Origin of the sequence: Streptomyces sp. NPDC085596, from assembly GCF_044541565.1 — a bacterium.
Lineage (GTDB): Bacteria > Actinomycetota > Actinomycetes > Streptomycetales > Streptomycetaceae > Streptomyces.
Map to the genome: position 1 here is coordinate 241007 of NZ_JBITTC010000002.1, position 25778 is coordinate 266784.

Here is a 25778-nt window from a genome sequence, read left to right on the forward strand (position 1 = left end):
TAAGCGGAGAAGGCGGTACGGGATCGTGACGACACCCCTCACAGGGTCCATCGAAAGCAGGATCGCCGGGGAACTCGGCGTACGGGAGCGGCAGGTGAAGGCCGCGGTGGAGCTGCTGGACGGCGGCTCGACGGTGCCCTTCATCGCCCGCTACCGCAAGGAGGCCACCGAACTCCTCGACGACGCGCAGCTGCGCACCCTCGAGGAGCGGCTGCGGTATCTGCGCGAGCTGGAGGAGCGCCGGAGCGCGATCCTGGAGTCGGTACGCGAGCAGGGCAAGCTCACCGCCGAGCTGGAGGAGCGCATCCGGGGCGCCGAGACCAAGGCGCGCCTGGAGGACATCTACCTGCCGTACAAGCCCAAGCGGCGCACCAAGGCGCAGATCGCGCGCGAGGCCGGTCTCGAACCGCTGGCCGAGGGTCTGCTGACCGACCCGTCGGTGGAACCGGCGGCCGCCGCGGCCGCGTTCGTGGACGCGGACAAGGGCGTCGCGGACACGCAGGCCGCCCTGGACGGCGCGCGGGCGATCCTGACGGAGCGGTTCTCCGAGGACGCCGACCTGATCGGCGAGCTGCGTGAGCGGATGTGGACGCGCGGCCGGCTGGCCGCCAAGGTGCGGGACGGCAAGGAGGAGGCGGGCGCCAAGTTCGCCGACTACTTCGACTTCACCGAGCCGTTCACCGCACTCCCCTCGCACCGCGTTCTGGCGATGCTGCGCGGCGAGAAGGAGGAGGTCCTCGACCTCGTCCTGGAGCCGGAGGAGCCGACGGAGCCGGCTGGGGGCCGGTCGTCGTACGAGGGCATCATCGCCGGGCGCTTCGGCATCGCGGACCGGGGCCGTCCCGGCGACAAGTGGCTCACGGACACGGTCCGTTGGGCCTGGCGCACCCGCGTCCTCGTACACCTCGGCATCGACCTGCGGCTGCGGCTGCGTACGGCCGCCGAGGACGAGGCGGTCGACGTGTTCGCCGCCAACCTGCGCGATCTGCTGCTGGCCGCCCCGGCCGGCACCCGTGCCACGCTGGGCCTGGACCCCGGTTTCCGCACCGGGGTGAAGGTGGCCGTGGTCGACGCGACCGGCAAGGCCGTCGCCACCGATGTGATCTACCCGCACGTCCCCGCCAACAAGTGGGACGAGGCGATCGCCAAGCTGGCACGGCTGGCGAAGGAGCACACGGTCGACCTGGTCGCCATCGGCAATGGCACCGCCTCCCGCGAGACGGACAAGCTGGCGACCGAACTCATCGCCAGGCACCCGGAGTTGAACCTCACCAAGGTGATGGTGTCCGAGGCGGGCGCGTCGGTGTACTCGGCGTCGGAGTACGCCTCCCGTGAGCTGCCCGGCATGGACGTGTCGCTGCGCGGCGCGGTCTCCATCGCCCGGCGTCTGCAGGACCCGCTGGCCGAGCTGGTGAAGATCGACCCGAAGTCGATCGGTGTCGGCCAGTACCAGCACGACCTGTCCGAGGTGAAGCTGTCCCGCTCGCTGGACGCGGTGGTCGAGGACTGTGTGAACGGTGTCGGCGTGGACGTCAACACCGCGTCCGTGCCGCTTCTTTCGCGGGTGTCCGGCATCTCCGCCACGCTGGCCGAGAACATCGTGACGCACCGCGACGCCAACGGCCCGTTCACCTCCCGCGTGGAGCTGAAGAAGGTGTCCCGCCTGGGCCCGAAGGCGTACGAGCAGTGCGCGGGCTTCCTGCGTATCCGGGGCGGCACGGACCCGCTGGACTCCTCCAGCGTGCACCCGGAGGCGTACCCGGTGGTGCGGCGGATGGTGAAGACAGCGGGGCAGGAAGTGGCCTCGCTGGTCGGCAACACCGGGGTGCTGCGTTCGCTCAGGCCCGCCGACTTCGTGGACGACACCTTCGGTCTGCCGACCGTCTCCGACATCCTGAAGGAGCTGGAGAAGCCGGGGCGTGACCCGCGTCCGGCGTTCAGGACCGCGACCTTCAAGGAGGGTGTGGAGAAGATCTCCGACCTGTCGGCGGGGATGGTGCTGGAGGGTGTGGTGACGAACGTGGCCGCCTTCGGCGCGTTCGTGGACATCGGCGTCCACCAGGACGGTCTGGTCCATGTCTCGGCGATGTCGAAGACGTTCGTCAAGGACCCGCGTGATGTCGCCAAGTCGGGTGACATCGTCAAGGTGAAGGTCCTGGACGTGGACATCCCGCGCAAGCGGATCGCGCTGACGCTGCGGCTGGACGACGAGGCGGCCCCGCGGGAGCCGGGCGCTCCCCGTCAGCAGCGGGGCGGCGGCAGCCGACCGCCGCAGCAGCGGCAGGGGCAGGGGCAGGGTCAGGGCCGCCAGGGTCAGGGCCAGGGCGGCCAGGGCCGGGGCAACGGTGGCGGCAAGGACCGGGGCGGCCGTCCGGCCCCGGCACCGGCCAACGACGCCATGGCCGACGCGCTGCGCCGCGCGGGCCTGGTCGACCCGAAGAAGGGCCGCCGCTGACCCGCTCCCCGTCCTCGGCCCGGCTGTCCGGCCGGGCCGAGGACGGGGTTCAGCGTTCGGTCACCTTGCCGTCCGCGACCTCCAGGCGGCGGGTCACCTTGATCGCGTCCAGCATGCGGCGGTCGTGGGTGACCAGCAGGAGGGTTCCGTCGTAGGAGTCGAGGGCCGACTCCAGCTGTTCGATGGCGGGCAGGTCGAGATGGTTGGTCGGCTCGTCCAGGACCAGGAGGTTGACGCCCCGGCCCTGAAGCAGGGCGAGGGCGGCGCGGGTGCGCTCGCCGGGCGAGAGGGACACGGCCGGGCGCAGTACGTGGCCGGACTTCAGGCGGAACTTGGCGAGCAGGGTACGTACCTCCGCCGGCTCGGTGTCCGGGACGGCCGCCTGGAAGGCGTCGAGCAGCGACTCGGAGCCGTGGAACAGCTTGCGGGCCTGGTCGACCTCGCCGACCAGCACTCCTGAGCCCAGCGTGGCGTCCCCGGAGTCCAGCGGGACCCGGCCGAGCAGCGCGCCGAGCAGGGTGGACTTGCCCGCGCCGTTGGCGCCGGTGACCGCGATCCGGTCGGCCCAGTCGACCTGGAGCGAGACCGGGCCGAAGGTGAAGCCGTCACGCCGGACCTCGGCGTCCCGGAGCGTGGCCACGACCGCGCCGGAGCGCGGGGCGGCGGCGATCTCCATGCGCAGTTCCCACTCCTTGCGGGGCTCCTCGACCACGTCCAGGCGTTCGATCATCCGCTGGGTCTGCCGGGCCTTGGCGGCCTGCTTCTCGCTGGCCTCGCTGCGGAACTTGCGGCCGATCTTGTCGTTGTCGGCGCCGGCCTTGCGCCGGGCGTTCTTGACGCCCTTGTCCATCCAGGAACGCTGGGTCTGCGCCCGGTCCTGGAGGGCGGCGCGCTTGTCGGCGTACTCCTCGAAGTCATCGCGGGCGTGCCTGCGGGCCACGTCGCGCTCCTCCAGGTAGGCCGCGTAGCCGCCGCCGTAGAGGTTGATCTGCTGCTGGGCCAGGTCGAGTTCGAGGACCTTGGTGACCGTGCGGGTGAGGAACTCGCGGTCGTGGCTGACGACTACGGTGCCCGCGCGCAGGCCGGTGACGAAGCGTTCCAGCCGCTCCAGGCCGTCGAGGTCGAGGTCGTTGGTGGGCTCGTCCAGCAGGAAGACGTCGTAGCGGGAGAGCAGCAGGGAGGCGAGTCCGGCGCGGGCGGCCTGGCCGCCGGACAGAGAGGTCATGGGCCGGTCGAGACCGACGGCGAGGCCGAGGGTGCCGGCCACGTCCTCGGCGCGTTCGTCCAGGTCGGCGCCGCCCAGATTCAGCCAGCGGTCCAGCGCGGTGGCGTAGGCGTCGTCGGCGCCGGGCGCGCCGTCGACCAGCGCCTGGGTGGCCTCGTCCATGGTGCGCTGGGCTTCGGCGACGCCGGTGCGGCGGGCCAGGAACTCAGCCACGGACTCGCCCGGCCGGCGCTCCGGCTCCTGCGGGAGGTGGCCGACGGTCGCACTCGGCGGGGAGAGCCGCAGCTCGCCCTCCTCGGGCGGGGTGAGTCCGGCGAGGATCTTGAGCAGCGTGGACTTGCCCGCGCCGTTGGCACCGACCAGCCCGATCACGTCACCGGGTGCGACGACGAGGTCGAGCCCGGTGAAGAGGGAGCGGTCGCCGTGGCCGGCGGCGAGGTTCTTGGCGACGAGGGTGGCAGTCATCAGATCCCCGATTTTAGTCGCGGGCCGGGTCGCCCCGGACCGGTGCCACCAGGACGCCGCCGGAGGTGCGGGCCACGAGGTACGCCTCGCCCCTGACCGTCCTCGGGTCGAGCGGCAGGCGGTGGTGGCCGGGGCCGAGGGCGGCGTCCAGGACGGTGTGGGTGCGGGTGCGGCGGAGCCGGTCGAAGCGGTACGCGGTGAGCTGGACGCGGCCCGGTGCGGTCACCTCGATCTCGGCGGCGTACGGGGTCGCGGTCAGCGCGGTGAGGCGGCGGCGCCCTTCCGGAGCCCGGTCCAGGGCCTGCTGGAGCTGGGCGACGAGGAGCGGGACGACCGGGGCGGGCGCGTCCACGAGGGCGGTGTCGGTGTCCTTGAACGTCTCGCGCAGGGCGGCCCGTTCGGCCTCCGGGAGCGTGGGCCCGGTCAACGCGGCGCCGTAGCAGCTGAGTTCCTCTGCGGGGACGGCGCCGGCGTCCTGGGTGATGTCGGCGCCGATGCCGATGCCGCGCAGGGCGGCCGCGAGCTTGGCGAGGAGGCCGGCGCGGGGGCCGATGAGGAGCACCCGGCGCGGTGGAGCGGCGTCGTGGGTGCCGTCGAGCAGCGCGGTGAGGGTGGCGCGGTAGGCGGGGCCGTGGAAGCGGAACGGGCCGGTGCCGTGATAGCCGTCGCGTTCGAGGTCGACGTGCTCACCGGTCTGCCAGGCGAAGTCCCGCCAGCGGAAGTCGTCGCCGTCCCGTTCGATGACGACGGTGACGGCGCCGCAGCCCAGGTCGGCGCACTCCGGGCAGCCGTAGAGCACGAACCGGCCGCCGGGCAGCGGGGGTTCGTCCTCCAGCAGCAGGGCGCGCACCTGCGCGTCGAGGACGGCGGGCGGGAGGTCGGCGGCGAGCGGCGACACGGCGTCCAGGTCGGAGAGCCGGAACAGCAGCGGGCTGCCGTCGACGACGAAGTCCACGAAGTCGCGGTGGACCTGGTAGCCGCCGTCGGCGAGAACGGCGCCGACGCGGGTCGCCGGTTCCAGGCCGAAGGTGGCGTAGGCGGGTGACATGAGATGAGTGTTCCCGCGTCTCGCCCGCGCAGCGCCCGCCGCAGGCCGGTGTTTTCCGGCCCCGGCCTGCGGCGGGGGCCGGGAGCGGGCCCTGCCGGGCGGCGGGCGTACGCGTGGTCGAGGGCGTATGGGGTCGTACCGCGCTGGACGGAACGGCGTGAAGTCGCGCCCTCCCCTGCAGCCGCCCCCCTACCGCTGGGGCCCTCCCGATCCGGTGGTGGTGCAGCCGTCGCCGTGGCCGGTCAGGCAGCTCGGGGTGCCGACGACGGGGAGGGTGCGCTGCGCGGGCACTGCCGCCGTCGCGCGGTCCAGGGCGGCCGGGCCGCCGGTCAGCGGGAGCCGGGCGGTGGTGCGGGCGAGGTCGAGGGCGAGGGTGGGGCGGGTGGAGGGCGGTTCGATGAGGTCCTTGTCGGTGCCCGCGACGACCAGCGCCAGCCGGTGGCCCTCAGGTACGACGTGGTCGGTGGCGGCGAGGTCGAGGGTCATGGTGTAGGCCCGGCCGGGGGTGAGCGGGGCGCCCTTGGCGAGCGAGGCGTGATGGCCGAGGTCGGCCCAGCCCCGGCTGACGACGGTGGCGCCCACGTCGGCCGTCTTCGCAGCGGTGGTCTTGAAGCAGGCGCTGTCCCCGGCCGTGCTCTCGCCCCAGCAGGTGCGCCCGGTGAGGGTGGTGATGCCCTCGGCGCTGTCGGCGTAGTCCCGGATGGTGTCCGGGCCGAGGTCGACCAGGACGGCGGACAGGTGGGCGCTGCTGGTGCTCGGGGTGGCGGTGACGGTCACCCGGGAGGAGCCGGAGATCCGCAGCGGGCTCGTGAGCGCCGGGGTGATGAAGGCGGCCTTGTCGGGGGTCGGCCTGGTCAGGTCGGCCGCCCAGTCGGTCTCGCTCCGGCCCGGGTCGTCGGTGAAGGTCTCGGTGCCGGTGGCCCGGCGCAGGCCCAGGGTGCCGACGCCGGCGGTGCTGCCACGGGCCGGGTACAGCGTGGTGGTCCGGGTGTCGCGCGGGGGCCAGACTGCGGAGGTGGCCCACTGGTCGGGGTGCCGCTCGATGTCGGCCATGGGCTCGCGGTCGATGCCGTTGTCGTAGCCGAGGAGTTCGTGGTCGAACCAGCGGTGCAGGGTGTCGACCCAGGCGCCGCGCCGGTAGTCGAAGGGGTCGACGTGGCCGGTCTGGGAGAGCCAGATCTTCCGCTCGACGCCGTGCTTCGCCAGCGCGTCCCACCACTGGCCGAGGTGCTTGGTGCGGACGTTGAGGTCCTGCATGCCGTGCACCAGGAACACGCTGGCGCGGACCTTGCCCGCGTCCTTCACGTAGTCCCGCTCGGTCCACAGGCTGGTCCAGTCCCCGGAGTCGGGGCTGCCGTCGGCAAGTTTCTTCTGTACGGCCGCGCAGTGGGCCTGGGCCTGGTCGCTCTCGACGTATCCGGCGAGTTCGTCGGGGCCGCCGTCGTAGAGCTGGGCGCCCTGGGCGAAGTAGTAGTCGTACCAGGAGGAGATGCCGCTGATCGGGACGATGGTCTTGAGGTTCTTGACGCCGGTGGCGGCGACGCCGTTGGCGATGGTGGCGTCCCAGCTCTTGCCGATCATGCCGGTGGCGCCGTTGGTCCAGCTCGCTCTGGCCTGGGTACTGCCCGTGCGGGTGGTGTAGGCGCGGGCGCGGCCGCCGAGCCAGTCGACGACGGCCTTGGCGGAGCGGATGTCGGAGCGGCCGCCGACGTCCACGCAGCCGTCGCTGCGGTTGGTGCCGGTGAGGTCGACGCCGACGAACGCGTACCCGCGGGGAACGAAGAAATTGTCATAAAAGAGTGGCATCTGGACCACATGGCCCTGCGCGTCGTACGTCTTCAGCTGGCTCTCGTTGCCTCGGCCGCAGCAGGAGTAGTAGGGGCTGGCGTCCATGATGACGGGCACCTTGCGGCCCTCGCGGGCGGCTTCGGCGGGGCGGACGATGTCGGCGGCGACGCGGTCGGCGTGGCCGTCGCCGTCCTCGTCCAGGCCGGTGTCCACCCAGACGGACTCGCGCACGGCGTCGGCGTACGAGTAGACGGGCCTGCTCTCGCGGGGTGCCGCCTGCGCGGCGGACGGTGCGAGGAGGACGGCCGTCAGTGCGCCGACGGCCAGGACCGCGAGCATTCTCCAGAGCGAGCGATTCGGCATGGGCGGACGCTACTCCCGTCAACACCCGTACAGAAGAGGGCCTTTCGGCGGTCACCGGGACGCGTGACGGCTGAATGGCGATCGTGTGACAACAGGGGTCGTGGACACGCCAGGAGCGGCCGGGACTGAATAGGCTCCGAACAGACTTCCTGTCCAGAAGACTTGGAGCTGACGTGCACCGCAGAATCATCGCGCCGGGCGCCCTGGCCGCGGCCTCCCTCCTGCTGGCGATCCCGGCATCGGCCGCGACGTTCGCCCCCGGCGCGCCGGGCATCGGCGACCCCTACTACCCGCAGTACGGCAACGGCGGCTACGACGTCTCGCACTACGACCTGAGGCTCCAGTACCAGCCGAAGACCGATGAGCTGCAGGGCACCGCGACCATCCTGGCGAAGGCCACGCAGGACCTGTCCAGCTTCGACCTGGACTTCCTGCTCGATGTGAGCGAGGTGCGGGTCAACGGCACCAAGGCCGCGTTCACCACTTCGGGTGAGCATGAACTGGTCGTCACCCCGAAGACCCCGCTGGCCAAGGGGACGCAGGTCACCGTGGTCGTCCGCTACAGCGGGGTGCCGTCCACGAAGAGCGCGTACGGCTTCTCCACCTGGCACCGCACCCCGGACGGCGCGATCGCGGCCGACGAGCCCGAGGCGGCCTGGTGGTGGTTCCCCAGCAACGACCACCCCAGCGACAAGGCCACCTACGACGTGTCGGTGGCGGTGCCGGACGGCACCCAGGCGATCTCCAACGGCACGCTGGCGTCGACCAGTTCGAAGCTGGGCTGGACCCGCTACAACTGGCGCCAGGACAAGCCGCAGGCGACCTATCTGGCCACGCTCGCGCTCGGCCGGTTCGACATCACCACCTCCACCTCCGAGGGCGGGGTGCCGGTGATCAACGCCTACAGCAAGGACCTCGGCGCGAACGACGGCGCGGCGCGGGCGAGCGTGGAGCGCACCGGTGAGCTGGTGGACTGGCTGAGCGGCTATTTCGGGCCGTATCCGTTCTCCTCGGCGGGCGGCTACGTCCCCAACACCACCACCGGGTACGCGCTGGAGACGCAGACCCGCGTCTACTACAGCCCGAAGCAGTTCGCGGCCGGCTCCAACACCTCGGTGGTCGTGCACGAGCTCGCCCACCAGTGGTACGGCGACGACGTGTCGCTGAAGGGCTGGAAGGACATCTGGATCAACGAGGGCTTCGCCCGGTACGCGCAGTGGCTCTGGTCCGAGCACGAGGGCGAGGGCACCACGCGCGAGCTGGCCGACTACGTGTACGCCTCGCACCCGGCCGACGACCCGTTCTGGACCGTCAAGCCCGGTGACCCCGGCCCGGACGCCCAGTTCGACCTGGCCGTCTACGACCGTGGCGCGCTCGCCGTGCAGGCGCTGCGCGAGGAGATCGGCGACGACGCGTTCTTCGCCGTGCTGAAGGGCTGGCCGAAGAAGCACGCCTACGGCAACGCCTCGGTGGCCGACTTCCAGAAGTACGCCGAGCAGGTGTCCGGCAAGCCGCTGGCCGCGCTCTTCGACACCTGGCTGTTCCAGCCGTCGAAGCCGGACGCGCGGGGCTCGGCCTCATCGGCCAGGTCCCTCACGGCGAAGGCGGCTCAGCCGAAGTCGTGGAAGAAGATCGAGGCGACGAACGACGTGCACGCGCACTGACCGCCGCCTCACCCGGCCGTGACGGCTCCCTCCCCGAGGAGGCCGTCACGGCCTATCGCGTCCGTGCGGGTGGCCGGGACCGTGCAGGCGTACGCGCCCGCGAGGGCGCCGTAGCGGGCGCAGCACTCGGGGTCCTCCCCCGTGAGGCGGCCGTAGAGGAAGGCGGCGGCGAAGGCGTCGCCCGCGCCGTTGGAGTCGACCACCGGGGCGGGTGGGGTCGCGGGCGGGACGTGGGTCAGCTCGCCGTCGGCCAGCAGATGGGCACCCTCGGCGCCCGCCGTGGCGACGACGACCTGCGCGCGGCCGTGCTCCGCGATCCGGCGCATGGTGCGCTCGGGGTCGGTGAGGGCGGCCGCGGAGAGGAAGACGAGGTCCGCGGCGAGGGCGTACGGCTCGTGGTACGGGTTCTCGCCGTCCCAGTCGTGCAGGTCGGTGGAGAGCGGCACGCCGGTCTCCCTCAGCAGCGGCAGGGCCTCGGCGCAGGGCTGGGTGATGGTCACGTGGACATGCCGGGCGGCCGCCGCGAGGGAACGCAGCACGTCGTCCGGGAAGCGGTCGCCGGGGCGGGCGCGGCTGGTGTCGTACAGGGAGAGGCGGCGGCCGTCGGGGCCGACCAGGTTGACGGCGCGCTTGGTGCCGGCGGGCTGTGGCAGCGCGGTCAGGGCGATGCCCCGGTCCCGGTGCAGGGCGCGGACGAGGTCGCCCTCGGGGTCGTCGCCGATCAAGTCGAGGTGGTGGACGTCGAGGCCCAGCGTGGCCAGGCCCAGTGCGACGAAGTCGCCGGTCTGCCCGGCGCGGGTGTGCACCCCGGAGTCGACGTGATAGCTGTCGGCGAAGGGCAGCGGCAGCTCGGGCACGCGGACGATGGTGTCCACCCCGGCTCCGCCCAGCACCAGTACGTCCGTCATGCGCCCTCCCCGTGGTCGTACACGGTGACGGGGATGCCCCGTCCCGCCAGCCGCCCGCTGACGAGCGGCTCCACGAGCGGCCACTCGCCGCCCGCCAGACCGCAGCCTATGCGGGGCATGTGCACGGAGGCACCGAGTTCGATCATCTGGTCCGCGAGGCGGCCGAGCCCGGCCACCGTTTGGACAGCGCGGAGACGAAGCCCCTCCCCCAGCCGCCGATGTCGTTGCAGACATGGGCGATCACTCGGGCGCCCTCCGCACATGGCGCGGTGGCGTCACCCCGGATGTAAGTGATCTCCGACATGACGCCACCGTAAGGGCTGCCACTGACAGTGGCCCTGAGCTGCTACTTCGTGAGGTCGGTCAGCTCCCGGTCGGTGTTCGCGCTGACCCGGCGGCGGACGCCGAACCAGCCCGCGACCAGCAGGACGGCGATCAGCGGGATCAGGTAGAGGGTGCGGCGGCCGACCTCGGGGTCGTTCCACATCATGCCGAGACAGACCAGCAGGAAGGCGATCGTGACGATCTCCGTGACCGGGCTGAACTTCAGCTGGAAGCGCGGCCGGGTGACCCGGCCCTCGCGGGCACGGCGGACGAAGATCATGTGGCAGACCATGATGATCACCCAGGTGCTGATGATGCCGAGCGAGGCGACGTTCAGCACGATCTCGAACGCCTGGCTGGGCACGAGGTAGTTCAGGCCGACGCCGAGCACGCAGACCGCGCAGGTCAGCAGGATGCCGCCGTACGGGACCTGGCTGCGGTTCATCCGGGCGGTGAACTTCGGCGCGGAACCGGCCATGGCCATGGAGCGCAGGATGCGGCCGGTGGAGTACAGGCCGGAGTTCAGCGAGGACATGGCGGCGGTGAGCACCACCAGGTTCATCACGTCGCCGGCCGCCGGGATGCCGACCTTGGACAGGACGGTCACGAAGGGGCTCTGGTCGGCGGAGTACACCGATCCGGGCAGCAGCAGGGCGAGCAGCACGACGGAGCCGACGTAGAACACGCCGACGCGCCACATGATCGAGTTCACCGCGCGCGGGACGACCTTCTCGGGGTGCTCGGTCTCACCGGCGGCGACGCCGACCAGCTCGAGCGCGGCGTACGCGAAGATCACGCCCTGCATGACGAGGACGACGGGCATCATGCCGTGCGGGAAGATCCCGCCGTGGTCGGTGATGAGGCTCACGCCGGGCTGGTGGCCGCCCACGTCGTGCTGGGTGGCCAGCAGGAAGATGCCGATGAGCATGAAGCCCACCAAGGTGGCGACCTTGATGATGGCGAACCAGAACTCCATCTCGCCGAAGATCTTCACCGAGATCAGGTTCACGGCGAGCACCACGGCCAGCGCGACGAGTGCCAGCACCCACTGCGGTATGGACGTGAACATGCTCCAGTAGTGCGTGTAGAGCGCGATCGCGGTGATGTCGGCGATGCCGGTGGTCGACCAGTTCAGGAAGTACATCCAGCCGGCGACATAGGCGCCCTTCTCGCCGAGGAACTCGCGCGCGTACGACACGAAGGACCCGGAGGACGGGCGGTACAGGACCAGCTCGCCCAGCGCCCGGACCACGAAGAAGGCGAAGACTCCGCAGACCAGATAGGCCAGGGCGAGCGCGGGGCCCGCGTTGTGCAGGCGGCCACCCGCTCCGAGGAACAGGCCGGTGCCGATGGCGCCGCCGATGGCGATCATGTTGACGTGCCGGGGCTTCAGGTCCTTGCTGTAACCGGCGTCGCCCGCGTCCGCGGGCGTCTGGGCCTGCTGCGCTGCGGCAGTGGCCGGGGCCGAGTCAACGGCGTCCTTGCTCACGGATCGTTCCACTCTCTGGTACTCCCGGGCCACGTGGGACCGGTTCCTTACAGGGCGGCCCGCGCCGCACGATCGTGTCGCGGTACAGACCAAGGCAGCAGCTTCCCAGAGAGATCACCCGATATGCGGTGGTCCACGTCACAGAGCGGCACTTCTCACATGACCTTCGCGGGTTTCACACTCTTGCTGCGACAGCGATACTGCTGCGATGACGACCGAGGCCGAGGACCCCACCCTCACCATCGACGAGCTGGCCGCACGGTCCGGCGTCACCGTGCGCACGGTCCGCTTCTACGGCACCCGCGGGCTGCTCCCACCGCCCGAGATAGGCCCCCGCCGGGTCGGCCGGTACGGCCGTGAGCACCTGGCCCGCCTCGCGCTGATCGAGGAGCTGCGGCTCCAGGGGATGACGCTGGCGGCGATCGAGCGCTACCTGAGCCGCCTGCCCGCCGACCTGACCGCGCAGGACCTCGCGGTGCACCGGGCGGTGGTCTCCTCCTGGGCCCCGGAGGCGGTGGAGACGGTCGGCCGCGCCGAGCTGGACCGCCGGGCCGGCCGACGCCTGACCGACGACGACGTACGGCGCCTGGCGGCGATGGACGTCCTGGCACCCACCGAGGCGGACGACACCTACCGCGTCGACTCCGGCCTGCTGCGCCTCGCCGTACAGCTCCTGGACCTCCCCTTCTCCCAGGAGGTCATCCTCGCCGCCCGCACCACCCTCCTCGACCACTCCCGCGCGGCCGCCCAGGAACTCTCGTCCCTCCTCCGCGACGCGGTCACCGAACGGGACGCCCGCGACGTGCGCTCGCTCTCCGCCCACATGCAGCCCCTGGTCATCCAGGCCCTCCTGACCACGTTCCAGCGGTCGCTACGGCAGGAGGTGCGGGAGTGGCTGGGAGGCGAGGACGCGGGGCGCAGCCGGGAGGACTAGGGCCTGTCCGGCGGCTGGGTGGGGCAGGTCGGGCCCGTCGTTAAATGCCTCGACATCGGTCGCGGGGATCGGGGACGCTTCGCGCGATGACCAGAATCGATGACACGCCGCCCGCGTGGGACGAGCGCACCCAGCTCACCACGTTCCTCGACTACGCACGTGACACCGCCCGCGCCAAGTGCGATGCCGTCTCGGCGGAGAACGCACGCAGGGCGCTCCTGCCGGGCTCACCCCTGATGACCATGAGCGGAGTGATCAACCACCTCCGCTGGGTCGAGTACTACTGGTTCCAGGTGGTCTTCCTCGGCGAAGAGGACCGGGGCCCCTGGACCGAGGAGGACCCCGACCGCGAGATGCGTATCGCCGTCGACTTCCCGCTCACGCAGTTGCTCGACGAGTACGCGGAACACAGCGCCCGCTACCGCGAGCTGGTCGCCGGGAACGGCCTGGACAAGCAGGCCCAGCGAGCCATCCGTGACGGTCTCCATGTCGACCTGCGCTGGATCCTCCTCCACCTCACCGAGGAGACAGCCCGCCACAACGGCCACCTGGACATCCTGCGCGAGATGCTCGACGGCACGACCGGCGACTAGGCACTGTCCGGCGGGCTGTTCGTGCTGCTCCGCCGGACGATGCTGCAGCTTCTGCCCCTCGCAGTCGGCGATCCCGCGGACTTGAACCCGAGCTGCCACCAAGCCTCCTGACGCTGGATCGGGTCGATCGATCCACCCAATCGCATCGGCAGCCGGACAGGACACCCGTGAGCCGGTGAACCTTCCCGGTCGCAGCACAATCGCGTTGACCGCCTCCGACAGGCAGTGCTTGAGTCGGCGCGTGGACAGCATCCCCGCCAACCGGCGGCTCTGGAACCGGATCAGCAGCGCCTACCAGCACGAGCACGACCCGCAGATCGGCGCCGCACCCCGGCTGTGGGGCATGTACTCCGTCCCCGACGCGCACCTGGGCGCCCTGGGCGACGTCACCGGCAAGCGCGTCCTCGAACTCGGCTGCGGCGCCGGCCAGTGGTCCAGGGCGCTCGCCGCCGAGGGCGCGACCGTGGTCGGGCTCGACCTGTCCGAAGCCCAGCTCGCCGCAGCGGCCCGCGCGATGGGAGCGGCCCGCTACCCGCTGGTACAAGGCGCCGCCGAACAACTCCCCTTCGCCGCCGACAGCTTCGACCTGGTGTTCTGCGACTTCGGTGGGCTCAGCTGGGCGCCCCCGCACCTGGCCGTCCCACAGGCCGCACGCATCCTGCGCCGAGGCGGGCGCCTGGTGTTCAACGTCGCCAGCCCCTGGTTCGAAGCCTGCTACGACGAAGCCGCCAGCCGCGTGACCACGACGCTGCAGCAGGACTACTTCGGGCTGGACACGATCGCCGAAGGCCAGGACGCGGTCAGCTATCAGCTCACCTACGGCGACTGGATCAGGGTCCTGCGCGGCGCGGGTCTCGTCATCGACGACCTCATCGAGCCGCGACCCGCCCCCGGAACACCCAACGGCTACAACCAGACCGACCCGCCCGACTGGGCACACCGCTGGCCGGCGGAACTGCTCTGGGTAACCCACAAACCGTAAGCACCGCCACACCGAGACGCGAAGGTATCCCCTCTCCGGTCGGCCCTGGAAGATCCTGCCCCACGTGCCATCCGCCGACCAGCGGCGATGCCGTTCGTAGATGGTCTTCCAACTGCCGAAACGCTCAGGAAGATCCCGCCACGGTATGCCGGTCCGCACGCGGAAAAGGATCCCGTTGACCACTCTTCGGTGATCGCTCCAACGGCCGCCGCGTCGCCCGACAGACGGCAGATGCGGCTCCAGGCGCAGCCACTCCGCATTCGTCAGATCACCCCGCCCCATACCGAGCACAACGACCCACCGGCCCGACGGTCATATGATCCGCCGGACAGGACCTAGTGGCTTTTCTCGTACTTCCAGAATTGCCGGGCGGCACGGGCCTGGCGCAGTTGGTAGACAGCACCGGCGAGGAGAGCGTGTGCGGCCGTCGAGCGGGGTACGGGGTCGAGGCCGTTCGCGGCGGCCGTCACCTGGGACTGACAAATGAGGTCGCTGGCGGTTTCCAGGGCTGCGTGCACACGGGAGCGGTGCCACGCGTCGCTGTCTCCGGGCAGACGGAATCCTGACGTGTTCTCTACGGCCTGAGCAAGCGCGAACACGGCCTCGTCCAGCGACTTTTCGTTCATGAAGACCTCTGCGTCGCCGGGGTCTCCTGTCTCCTCCAAGTGCTTGGCCAGCCAGCCGCCGGTCACCGCGGCGTACACCTCTTCGAGCAACTCGTCCCAAGTACTGCGCAGAAGGCCGATGATTGCTTCCGGCATCAGGTCGTCGTCACGCATGTAAGGCAGTGTGCCCGCTGGTGTCCCCTGCGGGGGCTTCTGCTTCCGATTCCATCAGCTCCCGCGCGCGGGCTACGAAGCCCGGCAACCCGTCCTCGTAGCCGTTGATGTACTGGAGGACGCCGCCGGTCCAGCCAGGGAAGCCGATGCCGAACACGGAGTGCACCCGAAACGTCAACGAACATTCAGGGCGCGGCGGGCCGCGTTGATGAGGTTGTGGGCATCGGGCCCGTACACGGCGGACTCACGCAAGGTCTTCCATGTCCGGAGGTACAGGGCGACGCTGTCGGCGTCATCGACCCACAACTCGGCGTGCCACGCCTCGGTAACGACCTGGCGGTCGTCGTAGATCCAGAAGCCCAGGCCGGGCGGGACCTTCAAGGACGCGGTAAGCGGGACGATGCCGAGTTCCACGGTGTCCATGCCGATGACCCCGGTAAGGCGGTCGAGCTGGACCGCCAGCACCGAGGGCGAGCAGACAAGCGAGCGCAGGACCGGTTCCCAGAGGATGATGTGGTACCGCCTGCACCCGCTGTACAGGAGTTCCTGACGCCTCATCCGGGCACGGACGGCTTCTTCAACGTCGCGCGGCGACCGGTGCAGCTCGACGGACCGGGTCAGCACGGCGCGCGCATAGTCGGGGGTCTGGAGAACGCCCACGACCCATGAGGATTCCCAGGTGCGCAGCACCTTCGAGTTGGCCTGTGCGTCGTTGTGGGCGTCCTGCACGGGCTTGTGCCCGCCGACGAGCTGCCTGCGCCATGACCGGATGTGCGACTCGAACCCCGCCAGCCTGGCCCGAAGCTCGTCGTAGGACGCGACCTGACCGCACGCGGTGGCCCACTGCTGCAGGTCCTCGGGAGTGGCCGTCTGCTTGCCCAGCTCCAGTTTCGAGACCTTCGAGTTGGGCCACCCGAGCTTGCGTGCCAAGGCAGTGCCGGTGAGCCGACCGTCAGGGCAGGACAACCGAAGCTCCCGGAGCCGAACCCCGAGCGCTTCACGGGCCTGCTGGTAGTCGGTGCTCACCGGCACATACCTGCTTTACTCCTCCTTCGCGGCCAGCTCCGCCGCGAACTTCCTGAACGGGGTGGCGTGGTGCTGGGCCACGTCCCGCAGTCGGTTGTACTGGTTGACGCGCGCCGGTTCCGTGATCAGCTCGGCACCCGTCAGGTTGTCGTCATCATCGAAGATGCACACGGCGACGATGTGCGAGTCGAAGATCCAGAAATCTTCGTCGGGCAGGTTGACCCGCTTGGCGTCCTCGCGCCACATGTTGCGTACATCCTCGCCCAAGGCGGCGTTCTTCTCGGCGTGCGCGAGCAGGTACCGCTGCCCCTCGGTCGGTGGGTTGTCCACGATGCGCACCCGGCCGACGTACACGCCATCCGCCGTCTTGGCCCGAATGCCCTGGCTCCATGGGGTGTCGACGTCCCATGTCGGTGCCTCGCCCCTGGCGAATTGCGCGTAGGTGTCCGTGGCCTCATCGACCGCGTAGCGCTTGCGCATCTCCAGGTGCCACGCGCTGTGCTGGAAGTTCTCGAAGAGTCGGGCGAACTGCTCGGGGGTGAAGACGCGCGGTTCGGCGTCGCGGTCCTTCGGGCCGAAGTCGATCAGCGTGTTGCGGGGCATCACGATCGGGATTTCGTCCTCGCCGATGTGCTGGAGCTGGGCGAGGACGTCCGGGTCGGTCAGGCGCGGCCCGTGCACGATGACCTCACCCGTGTCGAGGTCTTCATGAATCGCCGGGGCAGCCACCTTCGCCGCTGCCCGTCCCGTTGAACCGCAGTCGTCGGGCCATGACCAGATCCTTTCGCCGGAGGCTGATCGCCCCAGCATTGCCCGGTGGGGGTCGCTCCACCACGAGTTCCGCCCACCTTCACGCGAAAAAACGAGCTAGGCAAGCCAGTACGCGAGAAAAATCGAGAAAAACGCGCACTCCCCCCAACACCCCAGTTCCAGCGTCCTGTTCATGGCGACCGAGAAACAGCGGGACATCGACCCGTTCACAGCGATGGAGTCCCTCAGAGCAGCACTGGCCGAGGTGGGGATCGTCCTACCGTCGCTCGGGGTCGACGTCGCGTCCCCCGCGTTCAAGCTCGTTGAGCTGGGGCGCGTGCGCGCCGACGTGGCCGCACGGCTGGCCGACACGCTACGGGACGGCGGTCGGGAGTGAGCGGGAGACCGGACACGCTGGAGCGCATCACGCAGGTCGAGGACTCGCGGTGACCAAGCCGACCAAGGTGGCCGCCCTCGTCAACCCCGGAGACCGGATCGGCTACGAGGGGCAGTGGCGCACGATCAAGGCGACGAGGACGGACATCGGCGCGATGGGCGGCCTGTTCGTGGTCGTGACGTGGGAGGAAGGTGGCACTGAGCGCTTCCGCGCCGGGGATGAGCTGCTGCTGGAGCGGCCCGCCGGTATTCACCGCCCGGCGGGGCCGCGACCTGGTCCGTGACGCACAACACGCGGCGCCCCCGGCGGACCGATTCGACCGGGGGCACTCACATGTGGCGGTACGTCAGTGGGCGTCCGTGAAGGTCTCGCCCCGCTCCGCCTTCTCCACCAGCAGTGCCGGAGGCGTGAAGCGGTCGCCGTAACGGTCTGCCAGCTCCCGCGCGCGGGCTACGAAGCCCGGCAACCCGCCCTCGTAGCCGTTGATGTACTGGAGGACGCCGCCGGTCCAGCCGGGGAAGCCGATGCCGAGGATGGAGCCGATGTTGGCGTCGGCGACGGAGGTGAGGACGCCTTCCTCCAACAACCGTACGGTGTCCAGGGCTTCGGCGAAGAGCATGCGTTCCTGCATGTCGCGGAACGGGATCTCGTGGCCGGGCTTGGTGAAGTGTTCGCGCAGGCCCGGCCAGAGGGCGGTGCGCTTGCCGTCCTCGTAGTCGTAGAAGCCGGCGCCGCCGCTGCGGCCGGGGCGGTCGAACTCGTCGACCAGGCGGTCCACGACCTCGTCGGCGGGGTGCGCGGTCCAGGTGCCGCCCGCCTCCTCCACGGCCCGCCGGGTCTCGGCGCGGATCTTGCGCGGGAGGGTCAGGGTCAGCTCGTCCATCAACGACAACACCTTCGCCGGGTAGCCGGCCTGTGCTGCCGCCTGCTCCACCGACGCCGGCTCCAGCCCCTCGCCGACCATGGCGACGCCCTCGTTGATGAAGTGGCCGATCACCCGTGAGGTGAAGAAGCCGCGCGAGTCGTTGACCACGATCGGCGTCTTGTTGATCTGCCGGACCAGGTCGAAGGCGCGGGCCAGCGCCTCGTCGCCGGTGCGCTCGCCCTTGATGATCTCGACCAGCGGCATCTTGTCGACCGGCGAGAAGAAGTGCAGCCCGATGAAGTCGCCCTGGCGCTCGACACCCTCGGCCAGCGCGGTGATGGGCAGCGTGGAGGTGTTGGAGCAGAGCAGCGCGTCGGGCTCGACGACGGACTGGATCTCCTGGAACACCTTGTGTTTGAGCGCGGTGTCCTCGAAGACCGCCTCGATCACCGCGTCGCAGCCCGCGAGGTCGGCCGCGTCGGCGGCCGGGGTGATCCGGGCCAGCAGGGCGTCCGCCTTCTCCTGGCTGGTACGGCCCTTGGCGACGGCCTTGGCGCACAGCTTCTCGGAGTACCCCTTGCCCTTGGCGGCCGCCTCCAGGGAGACGTCCTTGAGGACCACCTCCAGCCCCGCGCGGGCACAGGAGTAGGCGATGCCCGCGCCCATCATGCCCGCGCCGAGCACGGCGACCTTGCGGACCTTGCGGGGTTCGATGCCCTGGGGCCGGCTGAGGCCGGAGTTGACGGCCTGGAGGTCGAAGAAGAACGCCTGGATCATGTTCTTCGCGGTCTGCCCGGCGGCCAGCTCCACGAAGTAGCGGGCCTCGATGACCTGCGCGGTCTCGAAGTCGACCTGGGCGCCCTCGACGGCGGCGGCCAGGATGTTGCGCGGCGCGGGGTAGGGCGCGCCGGCGGTCTGCTTGCGCAGCGACGCCGGGAAGGCCGGCAGGTTGGCGGCGAACTTGGGGTTGGCCGGGGTGCCGCCGGGGATCTTGTAGCCGGGCCGGTCCCAGGGCTGCTTGGACTCGGGGTTGGCGTCGATGAAGGCGCGGGCCTTGGCGGTCAGCTCCTCCGGCGTCCCGGCCACCTCGTGGACGAGCCCGTTGTCGAGGGCGCGGCGCGGGTTGTACTGGGTGCCCTGGAGCAGCACCTTCAGCAGCGCGTCGGTGATGCCGAGCAGCCGGACGGTACGGGCGACGCCGCCACCGCCGGGAAGCAGGCCGAGGGTGACCTCGGGGCAGCCGATGCGGGAGCCGGGGGCGTCGAGGGCGATCCGGTGGTGGCAGGCGAGGGCGATCTCGAAGCCGCCGCCGAGGGCCGCGCCGTTGATGGCGGCGACCACGGGCACGCCGAGGGTCTCGATGCGGCGCAGGTTCCGCTTGATGGCGAGGCCGCCGTCGAAGAGGTCCTGCGCGGTCTCGGGGGTGACCCGGATCAGGTCGCGCAGGTCGCCGCCCGCGAAGAAGGTCTTCTTGGCGGAGGTGAAGATGATGCCCCGGATGGACTCCTTCTCGGCCTCCAGCCGGTCGGTGATCACGGCGAGGGAGTCGCGGAACGCCTGGTTCATGGTGTTCGCGGACTGGCCCGGGTCGTCCAGGACGAGGGTGACGACACCGGTGTCGTCCTGTTCCCAGCGGATGGTGGTGCTCTCGGTCATGACAGTCGTCTCCGTTGAAGTCGCTTGATTCCGCTGGGAGTTCAGACGCGTTCGATGATCGTGGCGATACCCATGCCACCGCCGACGCACAGGGTGGCCAGGCCGTAGCGCTTGTCCTGCCGCTCCAGTTCGTCCACGAGGGTGCCGAGGATCATCGCGCCGGTGGCGCCGAGGGGGTGGCCGAGCGCGATGGCGCCGCCGTTGACGTTGACCTTGTCCAGGGACAGGCCCATGTCCTTGACGAAGCGCAGGACGACGGCGGCGAACGCCTCGTTGATCTCGACCAGGTCGATGTCGTCGATGGTCAGCCCGGCCTTGGCGAGCGCCTTGCGGGTGGCGGGGGCGGGGCCGGTGAGCATGATGGTGGGCTCGGAGCCGGAGACGGCGGCGGAGACGATCCGGGCGCGGGGGGTGAGCCCGTACCGCTCCCCCACCTCGCGGGAGCCGATGGCGACCAGGGAGGCGCCGTCCACGATGCCGGAGGAGTTGCCCGCGTGGTGGACGTGGTCGATCTTCTCCACCCAGTGGTACTTCTGCAGCGCGACCGCGTCGAACCCGCCGAGTTCGCCGATGTCGGCGAAGGACGGCTTGAGCCCGGCGAGGGAGTCGGCGGTGGTGCCGGGGCGGGGGTGCTCGTCGTGGTCGAGGACGGTGAGGCCCGCGCGGTCCTTGACCGGGACCACCGAGCGCTCGAAGCGGCCCTCCTTCCAGGCGTTGGCGGCGCGCTCCTGGGACAGGGCCGCGTACTCGTCGACGTCGCGGCGGCTGAAGCCCTCGATGGTGGCGATGAGGTCGGCGCCGATGCCCTGCGGGACGAAGTTGGTGGCGAGGTTGGTCATCGGGTCGTTGAACCAGGCGCCGCCGTCCGAGGCCATCGGCACGCGCGACATCGACTCGACGCCGCCCGCCAGCACCAGGTCCTCCCAGCCGGAACGGACCTTGGCGGCGGCCGTGTTGACGGCCTCCAGGCCCGAGGCGCAGAAGCGGTTCTCCTGTACGCCCGCCACGGTGTCCGGCAGTCCGGCGGCGACGGCGGCGATCCGGGCGATGTCGGAGCCCTGGTCGCCCACGGGGCCGACGACGCCGAGCACGATGTCGTCGATGGCGGCCGGGTCCAGGCCGGGGAAGCGGGCGCGGATCTCGTGGATCAGGCCGACGACCAGGTCGATCGGCTTGGTGCCGTGCAGCGCGCCGTTGGCCTTGCCTCGGCCGCGCGGGGTGCGGATCGCGTCGTACACGAACGCTTCGGTGGTCACTGGTGTGCCTTTCGGGAGGGTGGGCGGGGCGGTCAGCCGGTGGTCTGCGGGAGGTCCCAGTCGCGGGCCACCTCGGCTGCGCCGGTGCCGGGCAGCGCGGGGCCGGTGCGGACGCCGGTCGGGGTGGCGGAGAAGCGCGGGGCGGGGGCGGGCTGGACCAGCCCGTCGTGCTCGGTGAAGGTGGCGCGGGCGGCCAGGTGGGGGTGGTGCGGGGCCTCGCGCAGGCTCAGTACGGGCGCCACGCAGGCGTCGGTGCCCTCGAAACGGGCCGTCCACTCGGCGCGGGTACGGGACTTGAAGCGGGCGGCGGCCTTCTCGCGCAGTTCGGGCCAGCGGGCCGGGTCGTGGTGGGCGTCGGCCAGGCCGTCCAGGTCGAGGAGGCGGAGGAACTCGGCGTAGAAGCGGGGTTCCAGGGCGCCGACCGCCATGTACCGGCCGTCGGCGGTCTCGTAGGTGCCGTAGTACGGGCAGCCGCCGTCCAGGAGGTTGGCGGCGCGGCGGTCCTGCCAGGCGCCCGCGGCGAGCATGCCGTGGATCATGGCGGAGAGGTGGGCGGTGCCGTCCACGATGGCGGCGTCCACGACCTGGCCGGTGCCGGTGGCGCGGGCGTGGTGCAGGGCGGCGAGGACGCCCACGACGAGGTAGAGGGAGCCGCCCGCGTAGTCCCCGAGGAGGTTGGCGGGCAGGGCCGGGGGTTCGCCGGGGCGGCCGATCATGCCGAGGGTGCCGGTGACGGCGATGTAGCCCACGTCGTGCCCCGCGCGGTCGGCGAGCGGGCCGTCCTGGCCCCAGCCGGTCATCCGGCCGTAGACCAGGGCGGGGTTGCGGGCGTGGCAGTCGGCGGGGCCGACGCCGAGGCGCTCGGCGACGCCGGGGCGGTAGCCCTCGATGAGGATGTCGGCGCGCTCGGCGAGGTCGAGCACGCGCGCGGGGCCGTCCGGGGCCTTGAGGTCGACCACGACGGAGCGCTTGTTGCGGTTGGTCACGTCATGGGCGGGGTCGATGCCGAGGCCGGGGCCGTCGGGGCGGTCCACCCGGACCACGTCGGCGCCCAGGTCGGCCAGCAGCATCGCGGCGAAGGGGCCCGGCCCGATCCCGGCCAGCTCCACCACCCGCACCCCGCTGAGCGGGCCCTGTTCCGGCGTCGTTGCCGTCGTCATGCCGTCATGCCCCCAAGCGCGTATGACACAAACGATGTAACACCGGTGATGCTAGGAACACCGTCCACCGGGCACAAGACCTGAACGAGCGGGCGCTTAGCGAAGTGCCCCGGTGCGCCCCGTTTCCCCGGGCACACCGCCGGGGCGCCCGTCGGGCCCCGTACCGCTCACGCTAGCCTCGGCCCCCGACAGCTGCGCGGGCTGCACGGTCAAGGAGTGTCATGAGCAGGCTGAAATCGACGGACCGCCCCTACGACATCGTGCTGTTCGGCGCCACCGGCTTCGTCGGCACGCTGACGGCGGAGTATCTCGCCGCGCACGCCCCCAAGGGCCTGCGCTGGGCCGTCGCGGGCCGGGACCTCGCCCGTCTGGAGGCGCTGCGCGACCGACTGCCCGGCGGCTCGGCCATCGGAGTGCTCCGGGCCGACGTGAGCGACCCCGCCACCCTGCGGGCGCTCGCGGAACAGGCCCGTGTGGTGGCCACGACCGTCGGCCCGTACATCACCTACGGCGAGGAGCTGGTCGCCGCCTGCGCCGACACCGGTACGGACTACCTGGACCTCACCGGCGAGCCCGAGTTCGTGGACCTGATGTACGTACGCCACGACGCCCGCGCCCGCGAGACCGGGGCCCGCCTGGTGCACGCCTGCGGTTTCGACTCCGTACCGCACGACCTGGGCGCCTACTTCACGGTGCGGCAGCTGCCCGAGGGGGTGCCGCTGCGGGTGGACGGGTTCGTCTCGGCGGACGCATCCCTGTCCGGCGGCACGCTCGCCTCCGCGCTGAACCAGTTCGCGCGTGCCGGCAGCATGTGGGCGGCGGCCCGCGACCGGGCCCGGCACGAGCCGCGCCTGATGGACCGCCGGGTCTCGGCACCCACGGGCGCGCCCCGCTACGCCGGGGAGGTCGGCGCCTGGGCGCTGCCGCTGCCCACCATCGACCCGCAGATCGTGCGCCGCTCCGCCAAGTCCCTGGACCGCTACGGCCCCGACTTCCGCTACCGCCACTACGCGGCGGTCGAGCACCTCCCGGTCGCGGCGGCCGGGGTGGCGGGCGTGGGCGCGCTCGCGCTGGCGGCCCAGCTCTCCCCCGTACGCGCCTGGCTCTCCGGCCGGCTCCAGCCCGGCGAGGGCCCCAGCGCCGAGAAGCGCGCCCGGAGCTGGTTCCGTGTCCGCTTCGTCGGCGAGGGCGGCGGCCGGCGTGTCTTCACCGAGGTCACGGGCGGCGACCCCGGCTACGGGGAGACGGCGAAGATGTTCGCGGAGGCGGCCCTGTCCCTGGCGACCGACACCCTCCCGGACCGCTCCGGCCAGCTGACCCCGGCCACGGCGATGGGCGACGCCCTGCTGGAACGACTGCGGGCGGCGGGGATCGGGTTCCGGGTGGTGGCGGAGCGGAGCGTCTAGGACGCCACCGCCTCCCGCAGCGCCCGTCGGCACAGGGCGTCCGCTCTGCGGGTCGTCTCCGGGAGGCGGTACCGCGGGGTCAGCGCGAGCGTGTGGGCGATGGCGTCGGCGAGGGTCACCCTGTGGCCCACCGAGACGTACACCGGCTTGACCCCGGTCCGGGTGCGCAGGGCGACGCCCACCTCCTCGCCGTCGTCCGCGAGCAGTGACGCGGTGCTGCCCCGCGCCGGGGCGGGTTCGGTGTGGGTGAAGGTGAAGGGGTTCTTGGCCACGCCCAGCGTGGGCAGGCCGGTCAGGACGCCCAGATGGCTGGCGAGGCCGAACCGGCGGGGGTGGGCCAGGCCGTAGCCGTCGCAGACGACCAGGCCGGGCGGGCAGGGCAGCGCCTCCAGGGCCGCGCGCACGGCGGGCAGTTCACGGAAGGCGAGCAGGCCGGGGACGTAGGGGAAGGCGACCCGGCCCACGGCCGTCGACTCCGCGACCGTCTCCAGCGTCGCCGCGTCCAGGACGACGGCCGCCGCCGCGACCAGATCGCGTTCGTCGTCGTAGGCCACGTCCACGCCGGTGACATGGCCGGTGCCGGGCGGCGGGCCGGACTCGTCGCGGACGACACGGCCGCGCAGCGCGTCCTGGACGGCGCGGGCCTCCTCCTCGGTGGCGGGCCAGCCCGCGGGAACCTGTGCGGAGATCATGGTGGCCATGACGATACGGGGCTCGGGGGTAGGCTCGCGATCATGTTCGTACTGGAGCTGACGTACACCGCCCCGCTCGACGCCGTCGACGCCGCCCTGACCGCTCATGTGGCCTGGTTGGACGAGCAGTACGACAAGGGGCTGTTCCTGGCCTCCGGCCGCAAGAACCCCCGCGACGGCGGGGTGATCCTGGCCGTCGCGGACAGCCGGGCCGAGATCGAGGCGGTCGTCGCGGGCGACCCGTTCGTCACGGCCGGGGTGTGCGAGTACCGCGTCACCGAGTTCACCGCCACGAAGACGGCGCCCGAGCTGGCGCGGTACCGGCAGAGCGCGGGCTGAGCCCGCGCCGGCTCACTTCTTCTTGTCCAGCGCGCGCCGGAGCTGCTCCTTGTTCATGTCGGAGCGGCCGTGGATGTCGCGCTGCTTCGCCTCGTTGTACAGCTGGTCGTAGGTCGGACCCTGCGGGCCCTTCCCCGAGCGCTGCCCACCGCGCCGTCCGGAGGACATGTCCTCGGTCGAGGTACGGCTGGCGGTCTTGGACTCCCCGGCGCGGGCGCGTTCCTTGTTGACCGTGCGCGCGGCGATCTCCTCGGCACGGTCCTCGCTCGCGCCCTGCTCCAGCTCGCTGTCCTTGATGTGCTCGTACTGCCGCTCACGCTTGGGGCTGGAACCGGCTGGCATCATCGCTCCCTTCGTCGCCGTGCGGGCCCTCTCGTGTTGTCCGGTAGCGAACCGAGTACCCGGATTCGAGCCCGTTTCGCACCCCGCAATCGTGACCGAGGTCACTCCCGTCGGGTGTGCACGGAACGGCGGGTTCCGTCGTCTCTCCCGGTGTCGGGCCGCGACCCGCGCAGGAGCAGTGTCCAGCCGTCCCGAGGGAGCACAGCTTTGTCCACCGTGATCGAGGCAATCGTGGAGGCGCGTCTCGTCGCCGCCGCGCCGCGCATGCCGAGCATTCCCGCCGCGCTGCACTACGACCGGCGCGACCCGTACGCCGTCCGGATGACCTTCCCCGCCCCGGCCACGCTGGCGGGCGTGGAGGTGTGCTGGACCTTCTCCCGCGAGCTGCTCTCCGCCGGGCTGCACGAGCCGCAGGGGCAGGGGGACGTACGCGTGCGGCCGTACGGCTACGACCGGACGGTGCTGGAGTTCCACGCGCCGGAGGGCACCGCGGTGGTGCATGTGCGCTCCGGGGAGATCCGGCGCTTCCTGCGGGCGGCCGGCGAGCTGGTGCCGGTGGGCCTGGAGCACCTTCAGGTCGATCTGGACCACGGTCTGGCCGAGCTGATGCGGGACTCCGGCTGAGCGGGCCCGGGCAGGGGCCCGTCCCGCTCCGGCATTAATCGCGTTGACAGGCTTCACAGCCGTTCGTAGCGTGTACAGCGGTTCTGTTGCCGTCGATAGGAGAAGGACGTTGCTCGTCTGAGGTCATGAGACATCGCGTTCACACCGGTGAGGTGTGCGTGGCGTTCGACCTCGGCGTACGAGCCGTCCCTCAGGCGCAGGCCCTTTTTCTTGGCTTTCCTTGCCTCCTGTGCCTCCAGGCTTCCGGT

23 protein-coding genes and 3 pseudogenes are annotated in these 25778 nt (G+C 71.3%); 10 read left to right on the forward strand and 16 right to left on the reverse strand.

Going from position 1 to position 25778, the window contains the following annotated elements:
- Nucleotides 1–25 precede the first annotated feature (25 nt).
- Nucleotides 26–2455 (forward strand): Tex family protein, encoded by a 2430-nt coding sequence (locus ACIGA3_RS06710; protein WP_399711229.1) that lies wholly within the window; start codon nucleotides 26–28, stop codon nucleotides 2453–2455.
- Nucleotides 2456–2504: 49 nt separating this feature from the next.
- Here the strand turns inward: ACIGA3_RS06710 and ACIGA3_RS06715 are convergent, their stop codons facing one another.
- The 3 genes from ACIGA3_RS06715 to ACIGA3_RS06725 all read right to left on the reverse strand — a co-directional run bounded on the left by ACIGA3_RS06715 (nucleotide 2505) and on the right by ACIGA3_RS06725 (nucleotide 7344).
- A complete protein-coding gene (locus tag ACIGA3_RS06715) occupies nucleotides 2505–4145 on the reverse strand; it encodes an ABC-F family ATP-binding cassette domain-containing protein (RefSeq protein WP_399711230.1) in 1641 nt (546 codons plus the stop codon).
- A gap of 13 nt (nucleotides 4146–4158) precedes the next feature.
- A complete protein-coding gene (locus tag ACIGA3_RS06720) occupies nucleotides 4159–5193 on the reverse strand; it encodes an oxidoreductase (protein WP_399711232.1) in 1035 nt (344 codons plus the stop codon).
- Nucleotides 5194–5382: 189 nt separating this feature from the next.
- Nucleotides 5383–7344, reverse strand: a complete 1962-nt coding sequence (locus ACIGA3_RS06725) for a Xaa-Pro dipeptidyl-peptidase (protein ID WP_399711234.1) — start codon at nucleotides 7342–7344, stop codon at nucleotides 5383–5385.
- 173 nt (nucleotides 7345–7517) lie between these two features.
- On the opposite strand from ACIGA3_RS06725, the gene ACIGA3_RS06730 reads away from it, so the two are divergent.
- Nucleotides 7518–9008: a M1 family metallopeptidase gene (locus tag ACIGA3_RS06730; RefSeq protein ID WP_399711236.1), complete on the forward strand. Its 1491-nt coding sequence runs from the start codon at nucleotides 7518–7520 to the stop codon at nucleotides 9006–9008.
- An 8-nt stretch (nucleotides 9009–9016) separates the two neighbouring features.
- Here the strand turns inward: ACIGA3_RS06730 and ACIGA3_RS06735 are convergent, their stop codons facing one another.
- The 3 genes and pseudogenes from ACIGA3_RS06735 to ACIGA3_RS06745 all read right to left on the reverse strand — a co-directional run bounded on the left by ACIGA3_RS06735 (nucleotide 9017) and on the right by ACIGA3_RS06745 (nucleotide 11729).
- Nucleotides 9017–9916, reverse strand: coding sequence for a PfkB family carbohydrate kinase (locus tag ACIGA3_RS06735; RefSeq protein WP_399711238.1), 900 nt, complete (start codon nucleotides 9914–9916; stop codon nucleotides 9017–9019).
- A pseudogene (locus ACIGA3_RS06740) lies at nucleotides 9913–10220 on the reverse strand (hypothetical protein). The gene ACIGA3_RS06735 and the pseudogene ACIGA3_RS06740 overlap by 4 nt, the downstream one beginning before the upstream one ends.
- Nucleotides 10221–10262: 42 nt before the next feature.
- Nucleotides 10263–11729 carry an amino acid permease gene (locus ACIGA3_RS06745; RefSeq protein ID WP_399711240.1) on the reverse strand — a complete coding sequence of 489 codons (1467 nt, stop codon included), beginning with the start codon at nucleotides 11727–11729 and terminating at the stop codon, nucleotides 10263–10265.
- Between the two features lie 208 nt (nucleotides 11730–11937).
- Between ACIGA3_RS06745 and ACIGA3_RS06750 the strand changes: the two genes are divergently transcribed.
- From ACIGA3_RS06750 to ACIGA3_RS06760, 3 genes are all read left to right on the forward strand, one after another.
- Nucleotides 11938–12663 carry a MerR family transcriptional regulator gene (locus ACIGA3_RS06750; RefSeq protein WP_399711242.1) on the forward strand — a complete coding sequence of 242 codons (726 nt, stop codon included), beginning with the start codon at nucleotides 11938–11940 and terminating at the stop codon, nucleotides 12661–12663.
- Nucleotides 12664–12749: 86 nt separating this feature from the next.
- Complete coding sequence (locus tag ACIGA3_RS06755) at nucleotides 12750–13256, forward strand: DinB family protein (RefSeq protein ID WP_399711243.1); 507 nt, start codon at nucleotides 12750–12752, stop codon at nucleotides 13254–13256.
- A 241-nt stretch (nucleotides 13257–13497) separates the two neighbouring features.
- Complete coding sequence (locus ACIGA3_RS06760) at nucleotides 13498–14238, forward strand: class I SAM-dependent methyltransferase (RefSeq protein WP_399711245.1); 741 nt, start codon at nucleotides 13498–13500, stop codon at nucleotides 14236–14238.
- Between the two features lie 45 nt (nucleotides 14239–14283).
- Here the strand turns inward: ACIGA3_RS06760 and ACIGA3_RS06765 are convergent.
- The 5 genes and pseudogenes from ACIGA3_RS06765 to ACIGA3_RS06785 form a co-directional block, all read right to left on the reverse strand.
- Nucleotides 14284–14520: pseudogene (locus ACIGA3_RS06765) on the reverse strand (transposase); the annotation flags it as partial.
- A 53-nt stretch (nucleotides 14521–14573) separates the two neighbouring features.
- Entirely contained in the window at nucleotides 14574–15017 is a 444-nt protein-coding gene (locus ACIGA3_RS06770) for a hypothetical protein (protein WP_399711247.1), read from the reverse strand.
- Nucleotides 15010–15174: a hypothetical protein gene (locus ACIGA3_RS06775; RefSeq protein ID WP_399712545.1), complete on the reverse strand. Its 165-nt coding sequence runs from the start codon at nucleotides 15172–15174 to the stop codon at nucleotides 15010–15012. The genes ACIGA3_RS06770 and ACIGA3_RS06775 overlap by 8 nt, the downstream gene beginning before the upstream one ends.
- 17 nt (nucleotides 15175–15191) lie before the next feature.
- Nucleotides 15192–16043, reverse strand: coding sequence for a Scr1 family TA system antitoxin-like transcriptional regulator (locus ACIGA3_RS06780; protein ID WP_399711248.1), 852 nt, complete (start codon nucleotides 16041–16043; stop codon nucleotides 15192–15194).
- A gap of 15 nt (nucleotides 16044–16058) precedes the next feature.
- Nucleotides 16059–16815 (reverse strand): annotated as a pseudogene (locus tag ACIGA3_RS06785) (DUF6879 family protein).
- A gap of 171 nt (nucleotides 16816–16986) precedes the next feature.
- Here ACIGA3_RS06785 and ACIGA3_RS06790 point away from each other — a divergent pair.
- Both ACIGA3_RS06790 and ACIGA3_RS06795 read left to right on the forward strand, forming a co-directional pair.
- Nucleotides 16987–17190: a hypothetical protein gene (locus ACIGA3_RS06790; RefSeq protein ID WP_399711250.1), complete on the forward strand. Its 204-nt coding sequence runs from the start codon at nucleotides 16987–16989 to the stop codon at nucleotides 17188–17190.
- A gap of 49 nt (nucleotides 17191–17239) precedes the next feature.
- Nucleotides 17240–17473 (forward strand): hypothetical protein, encoded by a 234-nt coding sequence (locus ACIGA3_RS06795; protein ID WP_399711252.1) that lies wholly within the window; start codon nucleotides 17240–17242, stop codon nucleotides 17471–17473.
- Between the two features lie 63 nt (nucleotides 17474–17536).
- Here ACIGA3_RS06795 and ACIGA3_RS06800 read toward each other — a convergent pair whose 3' ends face one another.
- Genes ACIGA3_RS06800 through ACIGA3_RS06810 form a run of 3 tightly spaced genes read right to left on the reverse strand, consistent with a single transcriptional unit; the run spans nucleotide 17537 to nucleotide 22127 of the window.
- The gene (locus tag ACIGA3_RS06800) at nucleotides 17537–19711 is read right to left on the reverse strand and encodes a 3-hydroxyacyl-CoA dehydrogenase NAD-binding domain-containing protein (RefSeq protein ID WP_399711254.1); all 2175 of its coding nucleotides are present in this window, start codon (nucleotides 19709–19711) and stop codon (nucleotides 17537–17539) included.
- Nucleotides 19712–19752: 41 nt separating this feature from the next.
- Nucleotides 19753–20967, reverse strand: a complete 1215-nt coding sequence (locus ACIGA3_RS06805) for an acetyl-CoA C-acetyltransferase (protein WP_130329048.1) — start codon at nucleotides 20965–20967, stop codon at nucleotides 19753–19755.
- Between the two features lie 32 nt (nucleotides 20968–20999).
- Nucleotides 21000–22127 (reverse strand): CaiB/BaiF CoA transferase family protein, encoded by a 1128-nt coding sequence (locus tag ACIGA3_RS06810; RefSeq protein ID WP_399711256.1) that lies wholly within the window; start codon nucleotides 22125–22127, stop codon nucleotides 21000–21002.
- Between the two features lie 221 nt (nucleotides 22128–22348).
- Here ACIGA3_RS06810 and ACIGA3_RS06815 point away from each other — a divergent pair, with 221 nt between their 5' ends.
- Nucleotides 22349–23533 (forward strand): saccharopine dehydrogenase family protein, encoded by a 1185-nt coding sequence (locus tag ACIGA3_RS06815; protein WP_399711258.1) that lies wholly within the window; start codon nucleotides 22349–22351, stop codon nucleotides 23531–23533.
- On the opposite strand, the gene ACIGA3_RS06820 is transcribed toward ACIGA3_RS06815, so the two are convergent.
- The gene (locus tag ACIGA3_RS06820; RefSeq protein WP_399711260.1) at nucleotides 23530–24234 is read right to left on the reverse strand and encodes an endonuclease V; all 705 of its coding nucleotides are present in this window, start codon (nucleotides 24232–24234) and stop codon (nucleotides 23530–23532) included. The two genes, ACIGA3_RS06815 and ACIGA3_RS06820, sit on opposite strands and share 4 nt — an antisense overlap.
- A gap of 33 nt (nucleotides 24235–24267) precedes the next feature.
- Between ACIGA3_RS06820 and ACIGA3_RS06825 the strand changes: the two genes are divergently transcribed.
- Nucleotides 24268–24564 (forward strand): YciI family protein, encoded by a 297-nt coding sequence (locus tag ACIGA3_RS06825; protein ID WP_399711261.1) that lies wholly within the window; start codon nucleotides 24268–24270, stop codon nucleotides 24562–24564.
- Between the two features lie 12 nt (nucleotides 24565–24576).
- Here the strand turns inward: ACIGA3_RS06825 and ACIGA3_RS06830 are convergent, their stop codons facing one another.
- Nucleotides 24577–24906, reverse strand: a complete 330-nt coding sequence (locus ACIGA3_RS06830) for a plasmid stabilization protein (RefSeq protein WP_399712459.1) — start codon at nucleotides 24904–24906, stop codon at nucleotides 24577–24579.
- Nucleotides 24907–25113: 207 nt separating this feature from the next.
- On the opposite strand from ACIGA3_RS06830, the gene ACIGA3_RS06835 reads away from it, so the two are divergent.
- A complete protein-coding gene (locus ACIGA3_RS06835; RefSeq protein WP_399711263.1) occupies nucleotides 25114–25530 on the forward strand; it encodes an SsgA family sporulation/cell division regulator in 417 nt (138 codons plus the stop codon).
- The last annotated feature ends 248 nt before the right edge of the window (nucleotides 25531–25778 follow it).

What these genes read in the sequence shown, in the direction of transcription:
- ACIGA3_RS06810 (WP_399711256.1), bottom strand. Translation starts at nt 22,127, where the DNA reads ATGACGACGGCAACGACGCCGGAACAGGGCCCGCTCAGCGGGGTGCGG.
- ACIGA3_RS06830 (WP_399712459.1), bottom strand. Translation starts at nt 24,906, where the DNA reads ATGCCAGCCGGTTCCAGCCCCAAGCGTGAGCGGCAGTACGAGCACATC.
- ACIGA3_RS06820 (WP_399711260.1), bottom strand. Translation starts at nt 24,234, where the DNA reads ATGGCCACCATGATCTCCGCACAGGTTCCCGCGGGCTGGCCCGCCACC.
- ACIGA3_RS06725 (WP_399711234.1), bottom strand. Translation starts at nt 7,344, where the DNA reads ATGCCGAATCGCTCGCTCTGGAGAATGCTCGCGGTCCTGGCCGTCGGC.
- ACIGA3_RS06735 (WP_399711238.1), bottom strand. Translation starts at nt 9,916, where the DNA reads ATGACGGACGTACTGGTGCTGGGCGGAGCCGGGGTGGACACCATCGTC.
- ACIGA3_RS06800 (WP_399711254.1), bottom strand. Translation starts at nt 19,711, where the DNA reads ATGACCGAGAGCACCACCATCCGCTGGGAACAGGACGACACCGGTGTC.
- ACIGA3_RS06815 (WP_399711258.1), top strand. Translation starts at nt 22,349, where the DNA reads ATGAGCAGGCTGAAATCGACGGACCGCCCCTACGACATCGTGCTGTTC.
- ACIGA3_RS06770 (WP_399711247.1), bottom strand. Translation starts at nt 15,017, where the DNA reads ATGCGTGACGACGACCTGATGCCGGAAGCAATCATCGGCCTTCTGCGC.
- ACIGA3_RS06755 (WP_399711243.1), top strand. Translation starts at nt 12,750, where the DNA reads ATGACCAGAATCGATGACACGCCGCCCGCGTGGGACGAGCGCACCCAG.
- ACIGA3_RS06715 (WP_399711230.1), bottom strand. Translation starts at nt 4,145, where the DNA reads ATGACTGCCACCCTCGTCGCCAAGAACCTCGCCGCCGGCCACGGCGAC.
- ACIGA3_RS06720 (WP_399711232.1), bottom strand. Translation starts at nt 5,193, where the DNA reads ATGTCACCCGCCTACGCCACCTTCGGCCTGGAACCGGCGACCCGCGTC.
- ACIGA3_RS06790 (WP_399711250.1), top strand. Translation starts at nt 16,987, where the DNA reads ATGGCGACCGAGAAACAGCGGGACATCGACCCGTTCACAGCGATGGAG.
- ACIGA3_RS06750 (WP_399711242.1), top strand. Translation starts at nt 11,938, where the DNA reads ATGACGACCGAGGCCGAGGACCCCACCCTCACCATCGACGAGCTGGCC.
- ACIGA3_RS06825 (WP_399711261.1), top strand. Translation starts at nt 24,268, where the DNA reads ATGTTCGTACTGGAGCTGACGTACACCGCCCCGCTCGACGCCGTCGAC.